Here is a 25542-nt window from a genome sequence, read left to right on the forward strand (position 1 = left end):
ACTGTTTTATGCATAAAGATGAATGTAAAGTGAATATAATATACAAAAAAACCGTTCACCTTAATAAAAAGGATAAACGGTTTTTTTTAAAATAAATCGGCAAACTCATCTTTTACTTGTTCTGTTTCTGCAATATTGACAGAAATGGTTTCGATATTATCGATTGCTTTACTTATTAATGTATCAAAATCAGTGAAGCTTTCATAATGCTCGATTTTATCAAGTTTAGGTTTTGTTTTTGGTGATGGTGGTGTGAAAATTGTACAGCAATCTTCAAATGGCTGTACTGACAAATTATACGTGTCTATTTTTTGCGCGATTTGAATGATTTCATTCTTATCCATTGAAACTACTGGACGAATAATAGGTGTTGCTGTTACTGCATTAATTGCTAGCATACTCTCTAGTGTTTGGCTGGCAACTTGTCCTAAGCTTTCACCGTTCACAATTGCTAGACCATTTCTCTTACGGCGAAGTTCATCGGTAATCCGAAGCATCATCCGGCGAGTAACGGTCATTATAACGCTTTCCGGTATTTGCTGTTTGATGACTTCTTGAATTTCAGTAAATGGCACAATATGCATCTGCACTTGTCCGCTATATTTAGCAAGTTTTGCTGCTAAGTCAATCGCTTTTTGCTTTGCTTGTTCGCTTGTGTATGGTGGACTATGGAAGTGAACTGCTTCTATTTCCACGCCACGTTTTTGTGCCAAATAACCAGCAACTGGGCTATCAATTCCACCTGATAACATTAACATCGCTCGACCTGATGAACCGACCGGAAGTCCAGCTGCGCCAAGAATTGTTCGACACGATAGAAATACTCCCTCTTTTCGAACATCGATGGTTAACTTCACATCAGGATCCTTCACATTAACGGTTAAATCAGTTATATTTTGAAGTACATGAGCACCAATTTCTTGATTTATTTCATTTGAATCTAACGGGAATTCACGGTGGCTTCTTCTTGCTGCCACTTTAAAAGTCCCATTTTCTTCATGCGTATCTTGGACTAAAGCAAGTGCTGCTTTTTTCACTTCTTCTAAATCCAAATCCACTCGAACCGCTGGACTGAAAGATTGAATACCAAAAATGGGTTTTAAACGTTCTTCTGCAAGATGATAATCTGCGCCATTTAAAATAATATACATCCGGTCACGTTCACCGTGAATTCTTACTTCGGGCAAATCTTTCATTGCTCGTTTCACGTTTTGCGCTAGTTTTGTGACAAATTGTTTTCTGTTTCTTCCTTTTGTAGATAACTCTCCGTATCTAATTAACATACGATCAAATTCCAATTTATTTCACCACTTTATTTAGATTTTCGATAATTTCTTGCAGTTTTTGAATAAATATTTGTGCTTCAGAAAGACGGTTTTCATATCCTAAACTTACTCGGACTGCCCCAGTTGCTTCTTCGTCAGTCACACCCATTGCTTTTAACGTGCTACTTGCTAATTTTTGCTTTGATGAGCAGGCACTTGTTGTGGAGATGTATATATCTTCTTTTTCAAGTGCATGGACGAGAATTTCGCCGCGGTGCCCTTTAGCTGAAAAACAAATGATATGTGGTGCAGCAACCGCTTTTTTTGTATGAACTGACATATCTGGCATCGTGGCAATCTCCGTTAATAGAAAATCACGAATCGCTAGCAAATCTGTTTGTTTTTGTTCTAGAGCTAGTCGTAGTGCTTTTGCGAGTGCTACTGTTCCAGCAAGATTTTCCGTTCCACTACGGTAGCCCATTTCCTGGCCACCACCGATGATTTCAGGATGCAAGTGTACATTTTTCCGTTTAAACAATGCGCCAGTCCCACGTAAAGCGTGAAATTTATGACCTGAAATAGTAAGTAAATCGACATGATATTCTTTTAGTTGCAAAGGAATTTTCCCAATACCTTGGACAAAATCTACATGAAAAAAAGTATCCGCTCGTTTAGCAAGCAACTGACCAATTTCTTGGAGTGGCTGAATACTTCCGACTTCATTATTCACGCCCATAATCGATACTAAAATCGTTTCTTCTGAAAGCGCCTGTTCTAGTTCGGTTAGATTGATGACGCCATTTCTATCCACTTTTAAATAGGTTACACTAAACCCTTCTTCTTCAAGTTGTTCCATCACAAGTCGTACAGACGGATGCTCAATACTTGAGGTTATAATATGTTTCCCACGATTTTGATAACTATAAGCAAGTCCTTTAATGGCTAAATTGTTTCCTTCTGTTCCACCGGATGTAAAAATAATTTCTTCTGGTAAAACTTCTAGCATCGTCGCTATTTGTTTTCTCGAAGCATCCAGTAATTCTTTGGATTTGGCTCCAAACCGATGTAACGAAGAAGGATTCGCAAAATAAGTACTTGCAACTTTTGTATAGGTTTCAAGCACGGCATTACTTGGCTTTGTTGTCGCGCTGTTATCGAAATAAATCATACAAACTAGATTCTCCTCCCCAATACTCCACTTTTCATTTTATCATAATTCCAACACATTCCAACTACTATTTTCATAAAAAAACAGGATTCCTATTAGAAAATAGAAATGCCTGTTTTAATTTTATTCAATATCATCTACATTAACTTTGGATTCGTATGCTTTTTCGACTTTTTTAAATGCACCTGTTTCGACTTTTTCTAGAGCCGTTACAGCAATTTCCAATGCTTTTTTGTACTGATAATCATTATAAAAGTGATTTTCCGCTTGAACTAATTCATTCGCTAGCTCTTGATTACGTAAGCGGTAGCGGTTGGCATACTGGATAACATGCTCGACTAAACGAACATTTTCCATCATTTCTTCTGCTTTTTCCGTCAAATGGGTTAAATCTTCTTCTGCAATTCGCCAGTCCTGACTAACTGCTTTCATATTTAACGGCTTTTCTTCCAAGCGTTTTTCAAGTGCGTCAATGGATTCACCCATATGAGCACGTAATGACAAATATTCCTCTGGAAGTCCAGGTAGACGTTCTCGTTCCATCTTACGGTCTAGCGTGATAATTGCTCGACGCATACGCTCCGCATCATCACGAGCTTCTAATTCGTCTTTACGCAGCGAACGTAATTCTTCTGCAAATTTATCCTGTTCTGCACCAATAGTGATTAGTGCTGCATCAATCTCTTTGAGCGTATCTTGCGCTGCTGAGTAGGCAATTTCTCCGCTAGCTATTAATGCTGTAAGTTGTTCAAAGTTTTCTTTTGCTTCACTTAATTTAGCGCTCGTTTTCAAGTAAACGGCTAAATCTTCTTCCCCAACATGATACGTTTGTTTTACCTCAGTAATTTGTTCAGCAAGTGCATCAGACACAGCATTTTGGCGTTGTAATTTTTCCGATGTCGGACTATGATTTTCTTTAACAAAATGGCGTGCTTCCGCTTCATGTTCCAGTGTATCATAGAACAAGTCAATTTCCGTATGCAGCTCTTCTATCCCTTGTTCTGCTGCATCCAAATCAAGATTTACCACGTTTTGTTTCATTTTGTCGATTTGTGTTTTCATTCGAGAAATTTCTTTATCTAGCTCCATTTGCGCTAAATAATAGCCTTTACGAACCATTTCTTCATAACCAGCACGTAGTTTATTGATTTCTTCTGGTAAAATAGTATCTGTTTCATGTAATAATGAAGGAATCCGTTCCATTTGTCCTTCAATAACTTTCATTTCCTTTTGGACAACTAAAACGATTTCGCGCGCTTCTAAGTGGTCACCTTGATCTGTTAATAAGTCGTATTGATCCAGACTATCCGCAAGTGTGTCTAGTCTTGATTCAACATAACCTAATGTGTCCCCTAATTTAAAGCCTCTTGTTAAAACTTCCCGGCGAAGCTCTGCAAATTTTTCTTTTGTCATACGGCTTTCTTTTGCATTCTTTTCTTCACTAATAAGTAGTTCTTTTAAGCCTCCAAGAATTTGATCCATTTGTTTTTCAATAACAACGAGCATTTGTTCAATATCATTTTCAACATATGTAGCAGAGCGAAATTTATAACGATCCGTATTCATCTCAGCTTCGAGTAGTACTTCTTCTAAATCAGGAAATAATCTTGTTTCAATTTCATCCCAAGACGAACGCCATGATTCGAAAAGTGCTTCTGTTTGACCAGTTAGCTTTAACTTTTTGACTTTGGTTAATTCATCAATCACAGGTCTCTCTCTAAGCTTAATTTTCTTTTCTTCTAACTCGTTTATTCTTTGGTAATGTTTTCTTTTTAATATGTAGCCTGCACCAATGACTGCAATTACTACGATAATAAAGCCGATTAACATGTAGTACATCCAAAATCCTCCCATCAACGTCAACTTGTGAAAGAAAAACAGCCAATCTTATGCTGCTCATACATCTTTTCAACTATGTACATCTTTCCCTATGTAGTATCTTTTATTCCTCATTTTCAGCTAATTATACACATCTTATATTTTAACACGATTTGCCTAGAATTACTTGTGTTTAGCGAAAAAAAATTTAAAGCTTACTTATTTCATTCTTATCTAAAATAAAATTCCCGAAATCCGTTCCTATCCATGCTATACTAAAGACATTATTGGAAAAGAAAAGTGGGGATTATAAATGATTGAAATCGCAAAAATGACTGGTTCAAAAGAAGAAAATTACGCGCTCGCTTTAAAACAAGTGCAAGCAATGATTGCTGGTGAAACAAATCTAATCGCCAATTTAAGTAATGTTTCTTCTATATTAAATCAAGCATTAACAAATATTAACTGGGTAGGCTTCTATTTACTTGAAAAAGAAAAGAACGAGTTAGTGCTTGGTCCATTTCAAGGTTTACCAGCTTGCATCCGCATCCCCCTCGGCAAAGGTGTCTGTGGGTCCGCTGCTTTGGATCAAAAAACATATATCGTGGAAGATGTCCATCAATTCCCTGGTCATATTGCTTGTGATGCTGCTTCTAATTCCGAAATAGTGTTACCACTAGTAAAGAATGGACAGCTTATCGGTGTATTGGATATCGATAGCCCTTCTACTTCCCGCTTTGACGAAATAGATCAGTTATGGCTTGAAAAAATCCGTGATGTTATCATTCACGAATTACCTAACGAAATCAATTGACAATAGACTACTAATTAGACTATACTGGAAGATGTGTAAAATGCAGCTTGAGTAAAATGAATGAGTGTGTTGTTTACCCCCAGAATAATTCTGTGGTATATCGCGTAACCGGCGGCTGCTATGGTGATGGTATATGAAGGTAAACTGCCCTGATTTGGTTTTACGTCACGTTTGTTTTATACCAAAACAAATAAAAGGAGGAGTCTCTTATGGCTCGTTATACAGGTCCAAGCTGGAAAGTTTCCCGTCGTTTAGGAATTTCACTTTCTGGAACAGGTAAAGAATTAGAGCGTCGTCCGTATGCTCCAGGTCAACACGGCCCAACTCAACGTAAAAAAATCTCGGAATATGGTTTGCAACAAGCTGAAAAGCAAAAATTGCGTCATATGTATGGATTAACTGAACGTCAATTCAAAAACACGTTCAACAAAGCTGGTAAATTACAAGGTAAACATGGTGAGAACTTCATGATCTTACTAGAACAACGCCTTGATAACATCGTTTACCGTCTTGGTCTTGCTCGCACTCGTCGTGCAGCTCGCCAACTAGTAAACCATGGCCACATCACTGTAGATGGCAAACGCGTAGATATCCCTTCTTACCAAGTTTCTGTTGGTCAAGTGATTTCTGTTCGTGAAAAATCTGCTAAAAACTCTGCAATTGCTGAAAGCCTTGACGTTTCAAGCTTCGTGCCTGATTACGTAACTTTCGATGCAGAAACTCTAACTGGTTCACTTAACCGTATTCCAGAACGTTCTGAACTTGCTGCTGAAATCAACGAAGCATTTATCGTAGAATTCTACAGCCGTTAATTAGAACTAACCGCCTTGCAATTCATGACTTTGGTCGTGATTGCAAGGTTTTTTTATGTAAAAAAGCACTCACCTTAAAAATTTAGTGAGACCCAAAAGTTAGCACAAACATCGACCATCGAAGTTTACTCGGCATTTTTATTCCATCATCCGTTCATGGTACTAAATAGAATACAACCAAATTTCATTTTAAATGGAAATGCACTGTTGTCTAGTTCTTCCCCGTTTTGATATGCTTTCACTACTTTTTTTGAGTTCATCATCATATTTAGCCAATTAAAAATACGCCTCTAAAGTAAGATCAACAAATCTAACTTTAGAGGCGCACTACAAATTGGGCATTCTTTTCCGTAGTACCAACTATGCTTTAGTTGGTACTACGACGCTTTAGCAACTTCACTAACAAAATAATAATAAGTATAGGCACGAGCACAATTATAGTTTGCGCTGCACCTAAAACCAGAGCTCCAATAATAGTTGATACATTCACATCATTAATTAGCATAATATCCATAAAGCTAAGCATTATAAAAAGCAACATTGCTACAATTAAAATAGTTTTTTTCATTAATTCGTCCTCCCTCTCTCATGCACCTATCGAACTACAGATGACTTACTCACCTTGCCCAAATGATTACATTCCAGATTTACGCGAATATATTTCTCCTCCACTACGAGCCCATTCCCTTTATACGTTATGCCCGATTTAGCTGTAGCTTGTTGATATACTACTCTTTTCTTGGTACTCGGTTTTTGTACGCCATTTTTTTTATTATGCACCGACCAAACAACACCAGAAATACCATTTACTTTAACATAGTTCTCTGTGGTTTGTGCAGTCACCTTAGTGCCATTATAAGTGAACTTGGCGCCTATACCAGCTGTGAACAGTTTATTACCTGATACCTTAGCATACACAGTACGTGTATGCCGAGCAGATACTGTTTTTGATGTAGCAGCGTGTACTTTCTGACCAAAAATAACTGTTTCACCAAACTCCTTGATACTTGAAATAATAGATTCATTTGAATCTTCTTCTCTTAATAACTCTTCCTCTTCTAAAGTCGCTTCATTCTCATTTGACATTTCAGTTGTGTCTAGCATAACTTCTGTATCAGTAAAAACCAATTGTATTTCATCATTGATAATATATGTATCAATAAACTCTGGTGTCTCCTCAGAATTATCTATCTTATTAGCTATAGCATTATCATTACCTGCTAAATACTCCTTAACAATCTTTTCCTCATTATCATCCGCATTTTTCAGCTCCTCAACTAGCTGTTTCTGATATGCTAATTCTTCCTTTATTTCTTTTTTAGTAAGATTCAACTCACCACCACCGTCAGCTACCGTTACAGGAGCATCTATTACCTCAGCTTCAACTACTATAGGTGATACTCTACTCCTAATAATACTATAGCGGATACCATAGCTCCAATAGTAATTTTATTCAAGCTAATCTTATTCATGATACCATCTCCCTTTTTCTTATATTATTTTTATATATCACATATATTACATTAATTACAAAAAATTACAAGTTATTCAAAGAAAAATTGTTAAATTAATTAGCTAACCAGACTTCTTCCAAAAAATCGGATACCTACATATTTGACGGAAGATAAGAATAAAGTATAAAAACATTTATTCATAAAGGGCTTACAGTTTTTATACAAAAAAGATGCTGAGAATAAGTAGAAATAAGTAATGAAAATTGAAAAGCAAGAATCATTGTATAGAGCCATTTCAAAAAATGGAGTAGACAAGATTCTTGCTTTTTTTCCTTTATTTATACGAAACTAAGAAATACTTCTTCTTCCCACGTCTTACAATGGTAAATTTATTTTCGATGCGATCACTTGCATCCATCACTTTTTCTAAATCTTGTTGGCGTTCCCCATTAATATAAATTGCCCCATTTGCCACATCTTCACGAGCTTGACGTTTGGAAGGTTCAATGCCAAGCGAGACTAACCAATCTACTAAATTCATTTCCGCTTCCTCTGCTTCAAAAGTAGGTACATCTTTAAAACCTTGTTCGATTTCTGTTGCAGTAAGGGCCTTAACATCCCCGCTGAATAACGCTTTAGATATTTTGAGTGCCTGAGCAAGAGCTTCTTCGCTATGCACAAATTTTGTCATTTCAGCAGCTAATGTTTTTTGCGCAGCTCGTAAATGTGGTTCTTCTTCCACTTGTTTCGCTAAATCAGCAATTTCTGCTTCCGTCAAGAAAGTAAAGTATTTCAAATATTTAACGACATCGCGGTCATCCGTATTAATCCAGAATTGGTAAAACTCATATGGAGTTGTTTTTTCAGGATTTAACCAAATCGCGCCACCTTCTGATTTACCAAATTTCGTGCCATCTGCTTTGGTTAATAATGGAATAGTAAGTCCGAAAGCCTTGGCATTTTCGCCTTGTTTTTTACGAATTAAGTCAAGCCCCGCAGTAATATTTCCCCACTGGTCACTACCACCGATTTGAAGCCGACAATCATTAAATTCATATAAGTGATTAAAGTCCATCGCTTGTAAAATTTGGTAAGCAAACTCCGTGAAAGAAATCCCTACTTCTAAGCGACTCGCAACAATATCTTTAGAGAGCATCGTATTAACATTAAATTCTTTTCCGTAGTCACGTAAGAAATCAAGAATGCTGACATCTTTCGTCCAGTCGTAGTTATTTACCATGCTCGCTGCGGAATCACCTTCAAAATCAAAAATTTTCCCAAGTTGAACGCGCAAACTTTCGACATTTTTACTAATTTGTTCCATTGATTGCAACTGACGCTCTTCTTTTTTACCACTTGGATCACCAATCGTTCCGGTCGCTCCACCAACTAAAATAATCGGACGGTGACCAGCATTTTGAAAACGACGTAAAATCATGAATGGGATTAAATGCCCAATATGCATCGAATCGCCTGAAGGATCAATTCCACAATAAAGCGAAATTTGCTTTTCCTCTATCCATTTGCGTAATCCTTCTTCATCTGTTTGTTGATAAATAGCTCCGCGCCACTCTAATTCATCAATAATGTTCATTTTCATCATTTCTCCTTTTTATTTTTAGACATAAAAAACGTCCCTTCGCTAGTTTTGCTAACGAAGGGACGTTGATTTTAACGTGGTACCACCCAACTTTTAGGAAAAATTCCTACTCAAATAAATAACGGTTTAACACCGGCCGCGCCATTATCCTGCGCAACGTGACTCCGGGATGTAATTCGACTACTTATCTCTACTAGTTTTCACCACCCACTAGCTCTCTAAGAATAAGAATAAGTACCTACTTCGTCCGTTCATTGTCATTTTCAATATGAAAAGTATACATACATTTATAACATACAGATAAAAATGATGTCAACTTTTATTTTTCTTTGGTTGTACCGCGAAGTTTTTCGCTATGTGGCAAAATAACTGTTTTTTCATCCACTTCTTCGTTTGTCATTAATTTTGTTAGTAAACGCATCGCTACTGCACCGATATCATATAACGGTTGTACAATCGTCGAAAGTTGTGGACGAGACATTAATGTTAATTTGGTATTATTACTTGTCATTACTTCTAAATCTTCTGGAACTCTGACTCCTGCATCCAGTGCAGCATTTAAAATACCAATTGCAAGCTCATCATCCGCTACAACTACTGCATTTGGTTGTTTTGCTAAGCCACTTAACTCAGCCCATACTTTCACGCCTGCATTATAGTTATACTTGGCTTCAATAATGTACTCTTCTTGATACTTAATACCAGCTTCTTCTAAAGCTTCTTTGTAACCAGCAAGTTTCATTTCACTATTAACAGGCTCATTTAAAGAACCACTTACAAACGCAATTTGTTTATGTCCATTATCAACAAAACGCTTCACAGCTTCTTTCGTTGCTTGTTTATAGTCGATGTTAACAGACGCTAATTTATTTTCTAAATCAACCGCTCCTGCTAAAACAACTGGTGCTGGTGAACGATCAAATTCTTCTTGTAATTGTTCCGAGATGCGTTCGCCCATATAAATAATACCGTCTACTTGTTTGCCAAGCAACGTATTAAGTACTTGAAGTTCTTTATCCTCATTTTCGTCCGAATTGCTAAGGATAATATTGTACTTGTACATCGTTGCAATATCTTCAATTCCGCGCGCAAGTTCTGCGTAGAATACGTTGGAAATATCCGGAATAATAACACCAACAGTCGTTGTGCGTTTGCTTGCAAGTCCTCTAGCTACAGCATTAGGGCGATAACCTAATTGATTAATCACATCTAATACTTTTTTTCGTGTTACTGGTTTAACATTCGGGTTTCCATTCACAACCCGAGATACAGTTGCCATGGAAACATTTGCTTCGCGCGCAACATCGTAAATTGTTACATTCATCCCTATTCACACTCCATATCAATTATTTTAATGGCTCTATATACCACTTGGAAACGTAAACAACTAGCCTTCCTTTAATAATACGATAACTTTTTTCGATATGCAATTGTTTTTACTCTTTATTTTCATTTATTTTCATATCAAAACAGCATTATATAGTATTTTAAAATGCTTTTTACGCATCAATAATCTGGAGCAAAATAAAAAGCCTTAGAATTCCAAGGCTTTTAAAATTTATTTTACTTTATGTGGTACTAAATTACTTGCTAAAATTTCTTTCCAGAACTGCTCGAATTCCGGGATATCCATTTGTTGGGCTGAGTCTGATAAAGCAACTGCTGGATCTGGGTGAACCTCTGCCATTACACCATCTGCTTCAATAGCAAGAGCCGCTTTTGCACACGGAAGTAACAAATCTTTTCGACCAGTGGAATGTGTCACATCAACCATAACCGGTAAATGTGTTTCTTTTTTCAAAATAGGAACAGCGGAAATGTCCAGTGTATTTCGGGTTGCTTTTTCGTAGGTACGGATACCGCGTTCACAAAGAATAATTTTACCATTGCCTTGTGACATGATGTATTCAGCAGCACCAATGAATTCTTCAATGGTAGCAGATAAACCACGTTTTAGTAGGATTGGTTTATCAACTCGACCTGCTGCTTTTAGTAATTCAAAGTTTTGCATATTTCTTGCCCCAATTTGAATAACATCCACATAATCAAGTGCTACTTCTATATCAGCTGGAGTAACGATTTCACTAATAACTGCCAAGCCGTATTCATCGGATACTCGTTTTAGAATTTTTAATCCTTCGACTCCTAATCCTTGGAAATCATATGGACTTGTACGTGGTTTAAATGCCCCACCGCGGATAAGTTTTAATCCTTTTGCTTTAATGGATTCAGCAACAGCTGCCACTTGTTCGTATGACTCTACGGAACATGGGCCAAATACAAAAACTGGTTCACCGTTTCCAATTGGTAAGCCTTTTACAGTAACAATCGTATCTTCTTTTTTATTTTTTCGAGATACAAGTAATGCTTTGGAGTGATCATCTTCTTGAAGTTCTAATCCGGCTTTAAAAATTTCTTTGAATAATTTCTGAATCGTGCTATCTTCAAAAGGACCTTTATTGGCTGCAAGAATCGTATTTAGCATTTCTCTTTCACGTAATGGATCAAAACGAAGAGAACCTTGCGTCCCTTTAATTTTACCAATTTCTTGTACTAAGTTAGCTCGTTTGCTAATTAATTCAAGCAAATCAATATTTAATTGATCCACCTGTGTTCTTAATTCCTCTAAATTTGCGTTTACCATTTAACTTCCACCCTTCTAAAAATCTGCTCCAAGATTATTTCTCATTATAGAGGAAAACAGATGATTTGTCACGAATCCACTTTTATACTTAATCGCTTTTAAGCATTAAAGTAAATAATGTAAATCTAATGTTATCATGTTATCGAAAAAAATTCAAGTAGCGAATGAATATTTTTACATAATAAAAAACAGCCAATGAAGGCTGTTTTTCTAGCGTTTAATTATTTTGCTTCTTTTTTAGCATCAGCTGCCACTTTTTTAGCAGCGTCTTTGCCTTCATCTACTGCTTTTTTTGCTTCTACTTTTGCTTTATCTGCTGCTTTTTCTACATCGTCAGCAGCATTTTCCGCTTCACTTTTCACTGCTTCCGCTGCTTGTTTTGCTGCTTCAGCGTTTTCTTCTTTATTTTGGGAAACGACTTCTTTGACCGCTTTCCCTTGTTTAGCAACTGTGTCAGCTAATTTACCAGATTTGTCTTTTACTACATCAACAAAACCACCAGCGGAATCAACTAACTTATCTTTTGTTCCTTTTGCTACACCACTAATTTCGATACCTTTTTCGTAAGCAACGTCTTTCCATTGATTACTTTTTTCTTTAATTGTATCGACTTGTGTATTTAAATCTTCACGTAATTCTTTACCTGATTTAGGTGCGAATAAAAGTGCTGCGGCTGAACCAACAATCGCACCAATTAAACCACCGATTAGAAAATCTTTTGTATTAATACCATCTTTTTCTGCCATGATAAATCCCTCCAGATTATATTAGAAATTTGATTGTTCAGATGCTTCTTTTGCGGCTTCTTTCGCTGCTTTATTTGCCTTCATTTTTTCTCTAAAAGAAAGAATGGAATTGCTAATGGAGACAGCTTGAGAAATCTTAGCTTCGTTTTGTTCTACTTTATTTGTTGCGAGTGTTGCAAGTTCGCGAACAGATTGACTTAAGCCAAGTAAAGATGTTCCAATATCACCAACTGCATCAAAAACTGGATCAACCTTCGCAACTTTGCCATTCACATCTTCTAGAAGCGTATTGGTTTTATCAAGCAATTTTTGCGACTCGCCTGTAATCCCTTGTACTTCTACAGTTATTTTTTCTAATGATTTAGCTACCTCATCCATTGTTTGGGAAGTTGATTTTAACGTTTTTCCCAAATAGATGGCAATAACTAAAAGCGCTATTGCGGCAATCAGTGCTGCAATATACAAGATTACTATCATCTATCCACACCTCCATATTCTTTTTTCTATACCCTGAGTTTTTCCCTCTAAAACTTTCTTCACCTAAAGAACCTATGTACTAATCGTAAAAAAGAAAAGGTATTAGCTTCATTTTAGCAATTAACTGGCAAAAAATAAACTAATAAGAAAGAAACCGGTTAATTAATTGCGGATGGTTGCTTTTGACTAAATTTGGAGTAAAATAGATAGGAGCAACTTTTTGCTTATTTTTAGTTAAATTTAGGGAGGTCAAAAGATTGAGAGATACACGAATTGAAACATTAGCACACAATTTAATCAACTATTCCGTCAAACTTCGCGCTGGGGAAAAAGTTTTGATTGAAAACTTTGGTGTCCAAAAAGAACTTGTGATGGCTTTAGTGGAAGAAGCATATAAAGCTGGTGGTTTCCCATTTGTTTCTTTGAAAGAACCACAAATCGATCGAGCGTTAATGCTAGGCGCAAATAGCCAGCAATACGAAAAGATTGCCGAATTTGAAGGTAATGTGATGAAAGAAATGGACGCTTACATAGGTTTACGAGCTGGTGATAACATTAATGAAACTTCTGATGTTCCCGCTGATAAATTAAAAATCCATGGTGATACAGTTGGAAAAATGCATTCTAATATTCGCGTCAAAAAAACAAAATGGGTAGTGCTTCGTTACCCAAGTGCCTCCATGGCTCAACTTGCAAAAATGAGTACTGCCGGATTTGAAGATTTCTATTTTGATGTATGTAATTTGGATTATGGAAAAATGAGTACGGCAATGGATGGTCTAGTAGAACTTATGAACAAAACAGACAAAGTTCACCTTGTTGGTCCGGGAACAGATTTAACTTTCAGCATTAAAGATATTCCAGCAATCAAATGCGCTGGGGAAATGAATATTCCGGATGGTGAAGTATTTACTGCTCCAGTACGTGACTCTATCAACGGTAAACTTACTTATAACACCCCTTCCCCGTATCAAGGATTTACATTTGAGAATGTTTCTTTTACTTTTAAAGATGGAAAAATTGTGGAAGCAACTGCAAATGATACAGATCGTATTAACAAAGTTCTAGATACAGATGAAGGTGCACGTTTTGTTGGAGAATTTGCTATTGGTGTCAATCCATTCATCCATGAACCAATGCAAGATATTCTTTTTGATGAAAAAATCGAAGGGAGTTTCCATTTTACACCTGGTCAATGTTATGACGAAGCATTCAATGGCAATCAGTCAGCAATACACTGGGATCTAGTAAATATTCAACGCGCTGATTATGGCGGCGGAGAAATTTATTTTGATGATGTGCTCATTCGTAAAGATGGTATTTTCGTGCTCCCTGAATTAGAAGCGTTAAATCCAGAAAACTTAGTATAAAAATAAGCGCTTAGGAACTTACTTCCTAGGCGCTTACCTTTTTTATACAATTGTTTTTTCACCAGGTTGCCAGTTAATCGGGCAAAGTCCACCAGTTTGTAGTGCTTGTAAGACTCTTAAGACTTCATCAACTTCACGGCCAATGTTATTATGATGAACGACTTCATACTGGATTTCACCTTTAGGGTTAATAATGAAAAGACCACGTAATGCGACTCCCTCTTCTTCTATCAACACACCATAATCGCTTGCTACTTGGTGATTCGTGTCGGCTGCAAGCGGATAATTCAACTTGCCAATTCCGCCTTCTTTAATTGGCGTATTTGTCCATGCAAGGTGAGAATGAATGGTATCAGTTGAAGCGCCAATAATCCGCGCACCTAAAGCTTCAAATTCATCTGAACGAGCCGAAATCGCAACAATTTCAGTCGGGCAAACAAATGTAAAGTCCATTGGATAGAAAAAAAGAACTGTCCATTTATCATCTTCTATATTTTTTTCTAGACTTACTTTTCCAAAAGTCTGATTGGGCATAACGGCTTCCATTTCAAATCTTGGAGCCTGTGTACCTACTAAACGTTCTGCCACTTTTATCCCTCCATTTTATCTATGTAGTTGTATTTTGTATCACATGATATATTTTAATACACGGATTAAGGAGTGTAAAGCTTTTATTTATAATAATTATAAACAAACAAAGAGCATGCCAAATTAACAGCATGCTTCTTTTATTATTTAGTTAATGGCACTTTTTTTCACTTCAGCATCTGTAATTTCTTCTTGATCCAGCACTTTTTCATACGCTGCTTGGAATTTTTGAACATCTCCGGCACCCATGAATAAAATTACTGCTCCTGGATATTTCAAAAGTTCTTCGGTATGCTCTTCTTTAATAATGTGATTTCCTTTGGTTTTATGCGCCAAATCAGCAATCGTTAAATTACCAGTTTTTTCGCGTGCAGAACCAAAGATATCACAAAGATATACTTCATCTGCTAAGTTTAAACTATCCGCAAATCCTTGTAAGAATGTACGTGTTCGTGTAAATGTATGCGGTTGGAATACAGCAACTACTTTTTTATCTGGATATTTTTGTCGTGCAGCATTTACTGTTGCACGTATTTCTGATGGATGATGCGCATAATCATCTACTAAAACTTGATTACTTTTTTCTGTAATACTAAATCTTCTTTTAACACCTTCAAATGTTTTTAATTCTGCTTTTACTGCGTCCACTGGTAAACCTTCATAGTCGCATAGCGCAATGACACTTAATGCGTTTAATACATTGTGATCTCCGTAAGCTGGAATTTCAAAAGAAGCTAAAAATTCGTCGCGATGATAAACATCAAAACGGGTTCCAGTAGTTTCTTTAATCACATTCTTAGCTTGGAATTCATTCTCTTCCCCAAAACCGAAATAAATGATGGGAATGCCTAGCTTAAGTTTGCGAAGTTCTGCGTCGTCGCCTAGTGCAAACACGGCTTTTTTCACTTGTTTTCCAAGCGTTTCAAACGCGTTAAATACATCATCCACGCTCTTGAAATAATCTGGATGATCCCAATCGATATTCGTCATAATGGCATAGGTTGGTTTATACGCAAGGAAATGACGTTGATATTCACATGCTTCCAGTGCAAAATACTCTGCACCTTTTGTTCCACTACCCGTTCCGTCACCAATTAAGTATGAGGTTGGACGAATCGCACCAACTACGTGTGATAACAGACCTGTTGTTGATGTTTTACCGTGCGAACCTGTAATAGCAATACTTGTGTAACCATCAATCAATTGACCTAAAAATTTATGGTATCGAATAACCGGAAGATTTAGTTCCATTGCGCGCTCAATTTCCTCATGCGTATCTGGAAATGCGTTTCCAGCGATGATTGTCAGCCCGCTCTTTATATTATCTGCCGAAAAAGTAGTAATCGGAATTTGCTTTTCTTCTAAAGCTTTTTGTGTAAAAAAGTATTTATCCACATCGCTACCTTGCACCTGATAACCTTTATCATGCAGGATTTGAGCAAGTGCACTCATTCCCGACCCTTTTATTCCAACAAAATGATAGATAGTCATTATTTGAACCCCCATTAATTTATCATGAAGAGGGTGCCTAAAAATACATGTTAACTGTTAAGCACCAAGTCTTAACTTTGAAAACAGCATAAAGCTTCCGTTTTCTAGACATCATCTTACGTTCCAGTTGTGTTTTATGTTTAATTTCTTGCTGAGTCAATAATTCACCAGCTTATTATATCACTTTCCATGTAAATAGAAAAACCTTTCACCAAATATAAGAGAAATTACTCATGAAAATAGCCATAAAATGTAAAACTGATTAAGTATTATGTTAGTTTAGTACTACAAAATTATGTTTCTTTGTTTCTGAGTTTCGCTAATTGGTCTTTGGTGATAATAACATCACGTGGTTTAGATCCATTGATTCCTGAGACAATTTGATGATTTTCGAGCGATTCCATTAATCTTGCTGCTCGGTTATAGCCAATTCTAAAATGTCTTTGAAGTAAGGAAGTTGATGCTGCATTTTGGCTTAATACAAAGTCGCATGCCTCTTCAAATAATTCATCGGTATTCTCTTTAGCCGTTTCTTTCACAAGGAGTTCTTGCTCTTCAAAGATGTAATCAGCCTCCCCTTGTGTGCGAACATGAGCTACAACTGCATCAATTTCCTCGTCACTAACAAAGGTTCCTTGTAAACGAACCGGTTTGCTTGCGCCACTTGGCAAGAAGAGCATGTCCCCTTTTCCAAGTAGTTTTTCAGCGCCACTTGCATCCAGTATCGTTCTAGAATCGATTTGCGACGATACAGAGAACGAAACACGCGTTGGGATGTTAGCCTTGATAAGGCCCGTAATTACATCTACAGAAGGTCTCTGCGTCGCTACAATCATATGAATACCACATGCACGCGCTTTTTGAGCAATACGGCTAATGGATTCTTCAACATCATTTGGAGCTACCATCATCAAGTCGGCTAACTCATCAATTACGATTAAAATATACGGTAGTTTTTCTCCGGTATGATCTGGGTGACTTGCATATTCATTGTATTTTTCCATATTTCGAACGCCAGTATGACTAAATAACTGATAGCGCCGTTCCATTTCTTCTACAGCCCATTTCAAAGCAACGGTAGCCGCCTTTGCATCGGTAATTACCGGGCTAACAAGATGCGGGATTCGATTGTATGGTGCTAGTTCCACCATTTTCGGATCAATCAAAAGTAGCTTTAACTGGTCTGGTGTCGCTTTATAAAGCAAACTCACCAGTAAAGAATTGATACAAACACTTTTACCCGATCCTGTCGCCCCAGCAATTAAACCATGTGGCATTTTTTGTAAATCAGTAATAATCGGTGTTCCCGAGATGTCTAATCCTAGTGCGGCAGTAAGTGGCGACGCGGATGATTGAAAGGCTTCTGTATTCATTAATTCAGAAAGCATCACCGGACGACTTGTTTGGTTAGGAATTTCAATCCCAACTGTGCTCTTACCAGGTATCGGCGCTTCTATCCGAATATCTTTTGCTGCCAAGCTAAGTTTAATATCATCTGTTAAATTGGTAATTTTGCTAACTTTAACACCTTTTTCTGGTTGAACTTCAAATCTAGTAACAGCTGGTCCTTGTGTTCTGTTAACAACACTCGCATGAACATTGAAATTTTCTAATGTCTCGTCTAACATTTCTTGCTGCATTTGGAGCCACGAATCATCTTCTCGTTTAGAAACTGGTGGATGAAGCAAGTTGAATGCTGGGAATTGATAATTTCCCGCGGGTTTTACTGTTGTCGCCATTCGCTCTGGAACCACCTCTACTGATTCCTCTTTTTGAAGTGCTTGCTTGTCTCTTTTTACCATCATTACGTTAAACGGAATTCTGCTCTTTTGTAATTGTTCTTGTTGATTTGCTTCTGCCTGTGTTTTTTTTGCAACTGAGGCCATTTGTGGTTTTTCTTTTATAAGCGAAACACGAGTTGGTTGCTCAGAAGCAATCGGTTCAACTGGCTGTTCTGGAATAACTTCCACTGGTTCATCCGCTACGCTCGTCTCTTCTACAACATCTTCCGGAAACGAATCTTCTATCTGGCGTTCTACTTCGGCTTCAAAAGCAATCGTTTCGGCATCTGCTAAGTCTGGCAAATCTACTGGTGTAATTGTCAAATCATCCCGTATTTCTGCGATTTCTTCCGGTTCAGAAACTGCAAATTCAAATTTACTCGGCCGTTTATTAAAAGCATAAACAGGAGACGGAACATCGGTTGCAGCAAAAGGACGTTTTCTCATCTCTTCTTTCACTACAGGTTGTTCTGTCTTTTGTTGTAATGGCTTCATATTAATTTTTTGTGTTTGAGTTGGTGCGTTATTTGGTTTATCTGGTATCAAAGGAAAACGAAATTCGCCTTTTGGATATTGATAGACCATTTGTGTCTTTATAGGACGTTTCACTTGTTGCAGCGTTTTTTGTTTAGAAACCGGAATTGCTTTATTAGCTACCGGCTGATTATTTCTTACTACACTTCGTTCTTTTGTTTTTATTGCCGTTACATTTGATTTTGGTACTACATCTGGAGCACTTTTTACTTTCTTTTCTGCTTTTTTAGCTGGTGCTGTTTCATATGTATCTACTTCTTCGTCCATATCGCCAAAGAAAAAATCTTTAAACCATCCCATTCATAATCACCCTAAATTTAATTTTCTTGTTTGATTTTAACAGACAAAAACGAAATAATCTATGACAAAATTGTGAATTCGCTATATTTCGAGTTATATTCATTATAATACCTTGATATTACTAGCTTTAAACCTGATATAAGTTTTTGTTATAGACTAGGAAACGACTATTTTTAATACGATTTATCCGATTATTGTATACAAAATATAATTAATAGTAGAACAATTTTCCGGATTTCACAATATGCTATTTTAACGAACAAAAAAACACCTGATTTGTAATCAGATGTTCATAAACTATCCTTTATTTAGAAATTAACTGGAAAAACTTCCCCAGTAACTGCAGAGTCTTCTAAAACCAAAATTCCTTTTTCAGTCGGTGCATTTGGTATCGCTAATTCTCTTGCAGCACATACCATACCAAAAGAATCTTCTCCACGTAAATTCGACGGTTTAATAATTAAACCACTTGGCATCACGGCACCAATTTTTGCTACCACTACTTTTTGGCCAGCTTCAATATTTGGTGCACCACAGACGATTTGCAACACCTCTCCACCAACGTTAATTTGACAAACATTTAATTTATCCGCATTAGGATGTTTTTCTTTCGCCTCTACATAACCAACAACAAATTTAGGTGAAAGATCTGCAATGATTTCAGGTTCAAAACCAGCTTTTTCAATAACTTGATTTATTTTAGCTACTAATTCTTCTGTTAATTCTACTTTCCCATTAGCAGTAATCTCAAAATAATTTGAGCTATTAAAGATATTGAAGCCTGCTAACGTTTTTGTTTCTCTATCAAATATCCGCGCAACATCCCCGCGACGTTCCCACTCACGATTTTCGAATTTTACTTCGCCCGTTTCAATTAGTAGAGTATCCCCTACCCCTTTTTCATTATAAAATGCGTTTACTATCACGTCTTCTACTCCTTTAATCTGTTTTTTGCCATTATAAATATTGGTTCCAGTTTACCATTATTATAGACAAATGGCAAAGAGGTAATTGGTACGAGCCCATCTGCAAAGAAGTCCATCGTCATATGCGCTAGGACATCGTAACCTGTGTTATCTTGTATGTCACCAATAATCAAGACATCTTGATGCGGAACAGCCAGTATCATTTCACCAGTTAATTTTCCACGCATTTCTGCTAAAAAAGATTCATTTAATAGCCGACTAGCATCATAACCATCGTTTGTTCTTACAAAATAAAAGTCATTGCCATTAACAGAGTCTTTTTTTAACGGTACTTCTAATTGTGCCAAATTACGAGTAGCCGCTTCTTTTATATCCGCGTGCGTTACCCCTTCTCCAAGAAGCATGCTCTCCTCGATAAAACGGTAGGACTTTCCTAAATCATACGCATAAAAAATGTTTGTTTCCGCAGTATGCTCATCCGTTAAAAGTATACCTCCCGCTTTTGTTTTGTTCGGGAATGAAGTAGCGCGAACAACCGGATAAATACGAGTCATGTTGTTCTTAAGTGCCACATCCTCTTCCGCAGCTCGAAAACCTTCTTCTACATAATAAACAATTTTGCGGATAGCAGCGTCTCCATCATTTTCGTAATTCGCAATGATTTGCGGAATCGAGAGCGTTACTTTTTTATCTACTTGCATTACTAGCAGCGTATCATTATCACGATTGTAGGAAAACTGTCGATTTGGTGCTTTTAGTTCTTTTTCTAGTCGTTCTTTCATTTTTAGTATAGTCATTTTTACCAATAGTTGCCTCCCCTTCCATGAAAAGCCGACACTTTATTAAATCGCAGCTAGGAAATCATTAATTTCTTCTTTTGTTTTTCGGTCTTTACTAACGAAACGGCCAACCTCCACGCCATCTTCAAACACGAGAAAACTTGGGATTCCAAAAACTCCTAAGTCCGCACACAAATCAATAAAAGCATCTCGGTCCACATGATAAAACGCAAAATCTTCATTTTCCGCTTCAATTTCTGGCATAACCGGTTCAATATATTTACAATCCCCACACCAATCCGCACTAAACATAAAGACAGATTTCCCCTCTACTGTGATTGCATTAAACTGTTCGACTGATTCTAAATTTTTCATTTTTATGCTCCTTCTACTTATATTCTAGTTAAATCCTACCGCCAAACAAAGTATTCGTCCAGAATAAAGCTCAACTAATACTAGACAAGAAAAAAAGTTCGGCTTTTATTCAAAGCCAAACTTTTTACCGCACTTTGGAATGCACTTTTTTTCGTTTTTGATAGTCACCATAATAGCCAAAAGCAATTGTCATTAGTCCAGCTAGGAATGTGATAATAATCCAGCCAAATTCCGCCTTGCGAAAATAGGATAGATGGACCATATACCCTAGCAAAAAGACGATACTTGCAGCCAAAAGCAACATTCCAACCAACAGCACGGGATTTTTGCTTATTTTACGCATTATTTTTTATCGTTTCAAAAGTCGTTTTATCCAACCCACGAATAAGCGTTGTAATCATTTCTTTTGCAGCAGCATAATCATCTACATGTAAAATAGAGTTAGTAGAATGGATATATCTGGCTGGAACACCAATAACAGCACTTGGAATACCACTTAACGAGGTGTGAACTTTACCAGCATCTGTACCTCCTGGAGAGACGAAATATTGATAAGGAATGTTATTAGTTTCTGCTGTATCTAGTAAAAATTCACGCATACCACGATGCATAATCATCGTCCGGTCAAAAATGCGTAACAAGAAACCTTGACCAATTTGGCCAAATTGCGATTTATTTCCAGTTGTATCGTTAGCAGGACTGGCATCAAGGGCAAAGAATAGGTCAGGTTGAATCATATTGGCACTAACTCCCGCCCCCCGTAAACCTACCTCTTCTTGCACATTTGCTCCGGAAAACAGCGTGTTCGGAAGTGATTCTCCTTTTAATTCTTTCAAAAGTTCGATTGCAAGCCCTACACCATAGCGATTATCCCAAGCCTTCGCTAAAATCTTCTTCGGATTTGCAAGTGGTGTGAATTCTGAAACAGGCACGATAAACAGTCCTGGTTTGATACCTATTTTTTCTGCATTTGCTTTATCGTCAGCACCAATATCAATTAATAAATTTTTTGGATCAGTAGGTTTGCTACGTTCTGCTTCTGATAACAAATGTGGTGGAACAGATGCAACCACGCCAATTACTGGACCATTCGGCGCCATTACTTGCACTCTTTGTGCTTGTAAGACTTGCGGATTCCAACCACCAATCGTTTGAAAGCGGATCATCCCATTTTCGGTGATTTGCGTAACCATAAAACCAACTTCATCCATATGCCCCGCAACGAGCACTCGCGGACCATCTGTAGCCCCATGACGCACACCAAAAATCCCGCCTAATCCATCTTGAATTATTTCATCTGAAACAGGCTCAAGCTCTTTTCGCATAAAAGCACGAATCCGATGCTCATCACCTGAAGTTCCTTGTAATTCTGTTAATTCTTTAAACATCGCTAACGTTTCTTTTTCCATTAATAATCATCTCTTTCCGTCTGAAATCTCTTTTATTATAGCAAATAATCCGCATTCGCGCTTGGAATGCTTGCTAAAATTTCGAAAGCGCGTTCAAAAAAACTTTTATAATCAAAAATTTGTAGTATAATGATTAAAAGAGATGCGTGTAGTAGCTTTTATTATGCCATTTTTTAAAAAGTATAGGAAAACACTAGGGAGGCAAAACAATGAACTGGAAGGCTTTCATTGCCGGCGTTGGAGCAGGTGCAGCAGCTGGACACCTTGTTTATCATTATTTACTAACCGATAAAACAATTTCAGGTGACGTTATTTTAGAAAACGTGAAAAACGCATTCAAGCAAGACGGACCAATTGAGGGTTCATGGATTCAACTAAAAAAACAACACTACAAAAAATTTGCGATTGACACGTTTGTTTATCACGGTGGCATCACATGTATCCGTGAAGGCGAGAAAAAACAATTCGAATTTATTGCAGATGCTAATACCGGAACAATTATTGATGTATACTTAGCTTAATAGCTTTGAACAAATAAAAAAGAGATTCTCTCCTATCACAAGTAGAGAATCTCTTTTTTGTATTATTTCATTTCTTTCCATATAGCAATCATTTCATAAGCGACATCTCGTAACGTATAAGTTGTCATAAATTGATCTTCCGCATGCATAAACAAAATAGAAATTTGCACGTCTCCACCGTCTGCTTCTTTTTGAATTAATTGGACATGATTTTTATGCCCTTCACTTAGAAATTCATTTGCTTCGTCTATTTTCAGATAGGCTTCATCAAATTTTCTTTCTCTTCCTAATCTCATTGCTTCAATAAGACAACTTCTCGCGGCTCCAACTGAGCTAATTATTTGAAATGACGCCAGTTCCATACCTTCCATTTTGCGTTAACCTCCTACGATCGTTACTTGACCGACTATAGTTGTATCAGAACTTCCGCCAACGAAAATCTGTATACCGCCTGCCTCTATCTCATATTTGTTATTGATAGACCACACTTCGAAAGCCTCTTTGGTTAGTTCGAGTGTCACATCTATCTTTTCTTTTGGTTCGATTCGAATTTTTTTAAAGGCTTTTAGTTCTTTCTTTCTACGAGTTATGCTGGACTCCATATCATGAATATAAAGTTGCACCACTTCTTCCCCCGCTATTTCAGAAGTATTTTCCACCGTCACTTTAACAGCGACTGTTTCTCCCGCGAGCAAGGAGGACAAAGAAATCTGTTCTTGTTTAATCACTAAATTCCGGTAAGAAAACTCACTATAACTTAACCCATAACCAAATGGGTAAAGCGGCTTTCCAGTTAAATCAAAGTAGTCTTCTTTGTATTCCACTGCTTTTTGATTGTAATAAACAGGAATTTGCCCAGAAGACACAGGAATGCTAACCGGTAATTTACCAGACGGATTATATTTACCAACTAACACTTCTGCTATTGCTGTCCCACCAACACTCCCAGGATAAAAAGCCGTGAGTAGTGCATCTGCTTCTTTGCTGATTTCAGGAATAGCAATTGGTCGCCCTTGAATCATCACTACAATCACTGGTTTTTTTGTGCGTTTCATCGCTCGAAATAACGCTAGCTGCACTTCTGGAAGAGCGATATCCGCAACGTCCACATTTTCACCAGCATCCATATTCGGACCTTTAGAACTAACAGCTCCATTACTCTGAAATTCCATATTAAAATTTCGCGCACTAGAACCACCAAGAACTAACACAATCGCATCCGCTTTTCCCGCTAGTTCTTCCGCTTTTGAAATCCCCCCAGCTACCGCTTCACGAATGTCTGAACCTTTTTCCAAAAGAAGTTCCCATTCTTTTGGAACGATACTTTTTAAGCCAGCTAGAACAGTGACACAATCCTCTTTGTTTTGCGGGGCAGTATAATCTCCGAGTTGGTTATAGAGCGTATCCGCATTCGGGCCAACAATGGCAAGTCTTTTCCGTTTTCCTTTTAGCGGCAGGGTCATTGCATCGTTTTTCAGCAAACAAATCCCTTCTCTAGCAGCTTGTAAATTTAGCTTTTTCCAGTTAGCAGAAGCTGCTGGGACCTTTTCCTCTACATATGGATTTTCGAACAATCCTAATTGAAACTTCACTTGTAGAATTCGCCGTACAGCTTGGTCAACAATCGTTTCATTCAGAATCCCTGCTGCTACACTCTCTTCTAAAAACGGGAAAACTTCATCCCATAAACTTAAATCAACACCTGCTTCAATTGCCATTTTTGCTGCTTTTTTAGGATCCGGGTTTAATTTCAGCAAACGATCTAAAGCACATCCATCTGCCATCACGATGCCACCAAAGCCCATTTCTTCTCGTAAAATGGTTGTTAACAATTCTTTGTTTGCATGACAAGGAACGCCATCAATTTCATTGTATGCTGCCATAACACCTAGTGCACCTTTTGTAATACCAGCACGTAATGGTTCTAAGAAAATTTCTCTTAGTTCTCTTACACCGATAGAAACTGGGCCTGAATTATGACCGCCTACTGGTTCTCCTTGCGCGGCAAAATGTTTTAAAACAACAGCAATTTTCCCACTTTTTTGGAAGCCTTCTGTTATCGCGGCGGTTAATTCTGCAGCGAGATATGGATCTTCACCATAACATTCTTCCGCCCGCCCCCAACGAGGATCACGAAGAATATCTAAAGCCGAAGCAAGCGCTAAATGGACGCCTTTATCAGAAATTTCTTCGGCAATCGCCTCTGCTACTTGTTGTTGCAATTCAGGATGGAAAGATGCTGCTCGCGCTAAATTTACTGGATAAGACTCACTGTCAAGCGCTTGGTGACCGTGCGGAACTTCTTCCGCTAATAAAACCGGAACTCCAAGTCTAGTATTCTCCATCACATAGCGTTGCACCATATTAGCAACTTTAGCAGAATTAGCTCGCGAGATTCCGGTTTCTTTATTCATTTTTGACCACGGATCCGCTCGGAATAGACCGTATAAAGCACCTATCCCTTCAAAACGAGCTACTTCCTCTTTAAATTTATCCGTAATTTGAAACACATCACCATTTCTCGAAAAAGCATCCCAGCCATACATCCGCTGATTGAGTTGCCCGCATTTTTCTGCAAGCGTCATTCGGGAAAGCAAGTCTTCCACGCGATCATTGGTAGATTTTGTTGCATCTAAATAAATAGCCATTTTCTTTCCTCCTTGCAAGTTG

At 37.5% G+C, this 25542-nt stretch carries 24 protein-coding genes and 1 other annotated feature; of the genes, 4 read left to right on the top strand and 20 right to left on the bottom strand.

Going from position 1 to position 25542, the window contains the following annotated elements; genetic code table 11:
- Positions 1 to 86 precede the first annotated feature (86 nt).
- The 3 genes from thiI to ezrA all read right to left on the bottom strand — a co-directional run bounded on the left by thiI (position 87) and on the right by ezrA (position 4272).
- On the bottom strand, positions 87 to 1298 hold the full coding sequence (thiI, locus tag CKV67_RS07955; RefSeq protein WP_014092946.1) for a tRNA uracil 4-sulfurtransferase ThiI: 1212 nt from the start codon (positions 1296 to 1298) through the stop codon (positions 87 to 89).
- Position 1299: 1 nt separating this feature from the next.
- Positions 1300 to 2433 (bottom strand): cysteine desulfurase family protein, encoded by a 1134-nt coding sequence (locus CKV67_RS07960; RefSeq protein ID WP_014092947.1) that lies wholly within the window; start codon positions 2431 to 2433, stop codon positions 1300 to 1302.
- 123 nt (positions 2434 to 2556) lie between these two features.
- Positions 2557 to 4272, bottom strand: coding sequence for a septation ring formation regulator EzrA (gene ezrA / locus CKV67_RS07965; protein WP_014092948.1), 1716 nt, complete (start codon positions 4270 to 4272; stop codon positions 2557 to 2559).
- A gap of 292 nt (positions 4273 to 4564) precedes the next feature.
- On the opposite strand from ezrA, the gene CKV67_RS07975 reads away from it, so the two are divergent.
- Positions 4565 to 5065 carry a GAF domain-containing protein gene (locus CKV67_RS07975; protein WP_014092949.1) on the top strand — a complete coding sequence of 167 codons (501 nt, stop codon included), beginning with the start codon at positions 4565 to 4567 and terminating at the stop codon, positions 5063 to 5065.
- Positions 5066 to 5274: 209 nt separating this feature from the next.
- Positions 5275 to 5877 (top strand): 30S ribosomal protein S4, encoded by a 603-nt coding sequence (gene rpsD, locus CKV67_RS07980; protein ID WP_003719890.1) that lies wholly within the window; start codon positions 5275 to 5277, stop codon positions 5875 to 5877.
- 367 nt (positions 5878 to 6244) lie between these two features.
- Here rpsD and CKV67_RS07985 read toward each other — a convergent pair whose 3' ends face one another.
- From CKV67_RS07985 to CKV67_RS08015, 7 genes are all read right to left on the bottom strand, one after another.
- Complete coding sequence (locus CKV67_RS07985; protein ID WP_025279960.1) at positions 6245 to 6445, bottom strand: hypothetical protein; 201 nt, start codon at positions 6443 to 6445, stop codon at positions 6245 to 6247.
- A gap of 26 nt (positions 6446 to 6471) precedes the next feature.
- A complete protein-coding gene (locus CKV67_RS07990; protein ID WP_032363877.1) occupies positions 6472 to 7269 on the bottom strand; it encodes a hypothetical protein in 798 nt (265 codons plus the stop codon).
- A 396-nt stretch (positions 7270 to 7665) separates the two neighbouring features.
- Positions 7666 to 8925 carry a tyrosine--tRNA ligase gene (gene tyrS, locus CKV67_RS07995; protein ID WP_014092950.1) on the bottom strand — a complete coding sequence of 420 codons (1260 nt, stop codon included), beginning with the start codon at positions 8923 to 8925 and terminating at the stop codon, positions 7666 to 7668.
- A gap of 61 nt (positions 8926 to 8986) precedes the next feature.
- Positions 8987 to 9195, bottom strand: a binding site (T-box leader).
- Positions 9196 to 9250: 55 nt separating this feature from the next.
- Positions 9251 to 10255: a catabolite control protein A gene (gene ccpA, locus CKV67_RS08000; RefSeq protein ID WP_014092951.1), complete on the bottom strand. Its 1005-nt coding sequence runs from the start codon at positions 10253 to 10255 to the stop codon at positions 9251 to 9253.
- Positions 10256 to 10489: 234 nt separating this feature from the next.
- Complete coding sequence (locus CKV67_RS08005; RefSeq protein WP_025279961.1) at positions 10490 to 11575, bottom strand: bifunctional 3-deoxy-7-phosphoheptulonate synthase/chorismate mutase; 1086 nt, start codon at positions 11573 to 11575, stop codon at positions 10490 to 10492.
- A 221-nt stretch (positions 11576 to 11796) separates the two neighbouring features.
- Entirely contained in the window at positions 11797 to 12321 is a 525-nt protein-coding gene (locus CKV67_RS08010) for a YtxH domain-containing protein (protein ID WP_014092953.1), read from the bottom strand.
- A gap of 21 nt (positions 12322 to 12342) precedes the next feature.
- Positions 12343 to 12798, bottom strand: a complete 456-nt coding sequence (locus CKV67_RS08015) for a DUF948 domain-containing protein (protein WP_003747982.1) — start codon at positions 12796 to 12798, stop codon at positions 12343 to 12345.
- Between the two features lie 257 nt (positions 12799 to 13055).
- On the opposite strand from CKV67_RS08015, the gene CKV67_RS08020 reads away from it, so the two are divergent.
- Positions 13056 to 14168, top strand: a complete 1113-nt coding sequence (locus tag CKV67_RS08020; protein WP_025279962.1) for a M29 family aminopeptidase T — start codon at positions 13056 to 13058, stop codon at positions 14166 to 14168.
- Positions 14169 to 14210: 42 nt separating this feature from the next.
- Here CKV67_RS08020 and CKV67_RS08025 read toward each other — a convergent pair whose 3' ends face one another.
- The 8 genes from CKV67_RS08025 to CKV67_RS08060 form a co-directional block, all read right to left on the bottom strand.
- Positions 14211 to 14756 carry a peroxiredoxin gene (locus tag CKV67_RS08025; RefSeq protein WP_014092955.1) on the bottom strand — a complete coding sequence of 182 codons (546 nt, stop codon included), beginning with the start codon at positions 14754 to 14756 and terminating at the stop codon, positions 14211 to 14213.
- A gap of 147 nt (positions 14757 to 14903) precedes the next feature.
- Complete coding sequence (gene murC / locus CKV67_RS08030) at positions 14904 to 16247, bottom strand: UDP-N-acetylmuramate--L-alanine ligase (protein ID WP_014092956.1); 1344 nt, start codon at positions 16245 to 16247, stop codon at positions 14904 to 14906.
- Between the two features lie 293 nt (positions 16248 to 16540).
- On the bottom strand, positions 16541 to 18862 hold the full coding sequence (locus CKV67_RS08035; RefSeq protein ID WP_025279963.1) for a DNA translocase FtsK: 2322 nt from the start codon (positions 18860 to 18862) through the stop codon (positions 16541 to 16543).
- A gap of 308 nt (positions 18863 to 19170) precedes the next feature.
- Positions 19171 to 19788 (bottom strand): YtpR family tRNA-binding protein, encoded by a 618-nt coding sequence (gene ytpR / locus CKV67_RS08040; RefSeq protein ID WP_014092958.1) that lies wholly within the window; start codon positions 19786 to 19788, stop codon positions 19171 to 19173.
- A gap of 5 nt (positions 19789 to 19793) precedes the next feature.
- Complete coding sequence (locus tag CKV67_RS08045) at positions 19794 to 20594, bottom strand: DUF1444 domain-containing protein (protein WP_014092959.1); 801 nt, start codon at positions 20592 to 20594, stop codon at positions 19794 to 19796.
- A gap of 36 nt (positions 20595 to 20630) precedes the next feature.
- Positions 20631 to 20942 (bottom strand): thioredoxin family protein, encoded by a 312-nt coding sequence (locus CKV67_RS08050; RefSeq protein WP_014092960.1) that lies wholly within the window; start codon positions 20940 to 20942, stop codon positions 20631 to 20633.
- 124 nt (positions 20943 to 21066) lie between these two features.
- Positions 21067 to 21237, bottom strand: a complete 171-nt coding sequence (locus CKV67_RS08055; RefSeq protein ID WP_327062193.1) for a hypothetical protein — start codon at positions 21235 to 21237, stop codon at positions 21067 to 21069.
- Between the two features lie 40 nt (positions 21238 to 21277).
- Entirely contained in the window at positions 21278 to 22351 is a 1074-nt protein-coding gene (locus tag CKV67_RS08060; RefSeq protein WP_014092962.1) for a M42 family metallopeptidase, read from the bottom strand.
- Between the two features lie 209 nt (positions 22352 to 22560).
- On the opposite strand from CKV67_RS08060, the gene CKV67_RS08065 reads away from it, so the two are divergent.
- The gene (locus CKV67_RS08065; protein ID WP_014092963.1) at positions 22561 to 22872 is read left to right on the top strand and encodes a PepSY domain-containing protein; all 312 of its coding nucleotides are present in this window, start codon (positions 22561 to 22563) and stop codon (positions 22870 to 22872) included.
- Between the two features lie 62 nt (positions 22873 to 22934).
- On the opposite strand, the gene CKV67_RS08070 is transcribed toward CKV67_RS08065, so the two are convergent.
- Positions 22935 to 23243, bottom strand: a complete 309-nt coding sequence (locus CKV67_RS08070; RefSeq protein ID WP_003719907.1) for a PTS sugar transporter subunit IIA — start codon at positions 23241 to 23243, stop codon at positions 22935 to 22937.
- Positions 23244 to 23249: 6 nt separating this feature from the next.
- The gene (locus tag CKV67_RS08075) at positions 23250 to 25520 is read right to left on the bottom strand and encodes a glycoside hydrolase family 3 N-terminal domain-containing protein (RefSeq protein WP_014092964.1); all 2271 of its coding nucleotides are present in this window, start codon (positions 25518 to 25520) and stop codon (positions 23250 to 23252) included.
- Positions 25521 to 25542 lie beyond the last annotated feature (22 nt).

Origin of the sequence: Listeria ivanovii subsp. ivanovii (assembly GCF_900187025.1) — a bacterium.
In the GTDB taxonomy this organism is placed as follows: domain Bacteria; phylum Bacillota; class Bacilli; order Lactobacillales; family Listeriaceae; genus Listeria; species Listeria ivanovii.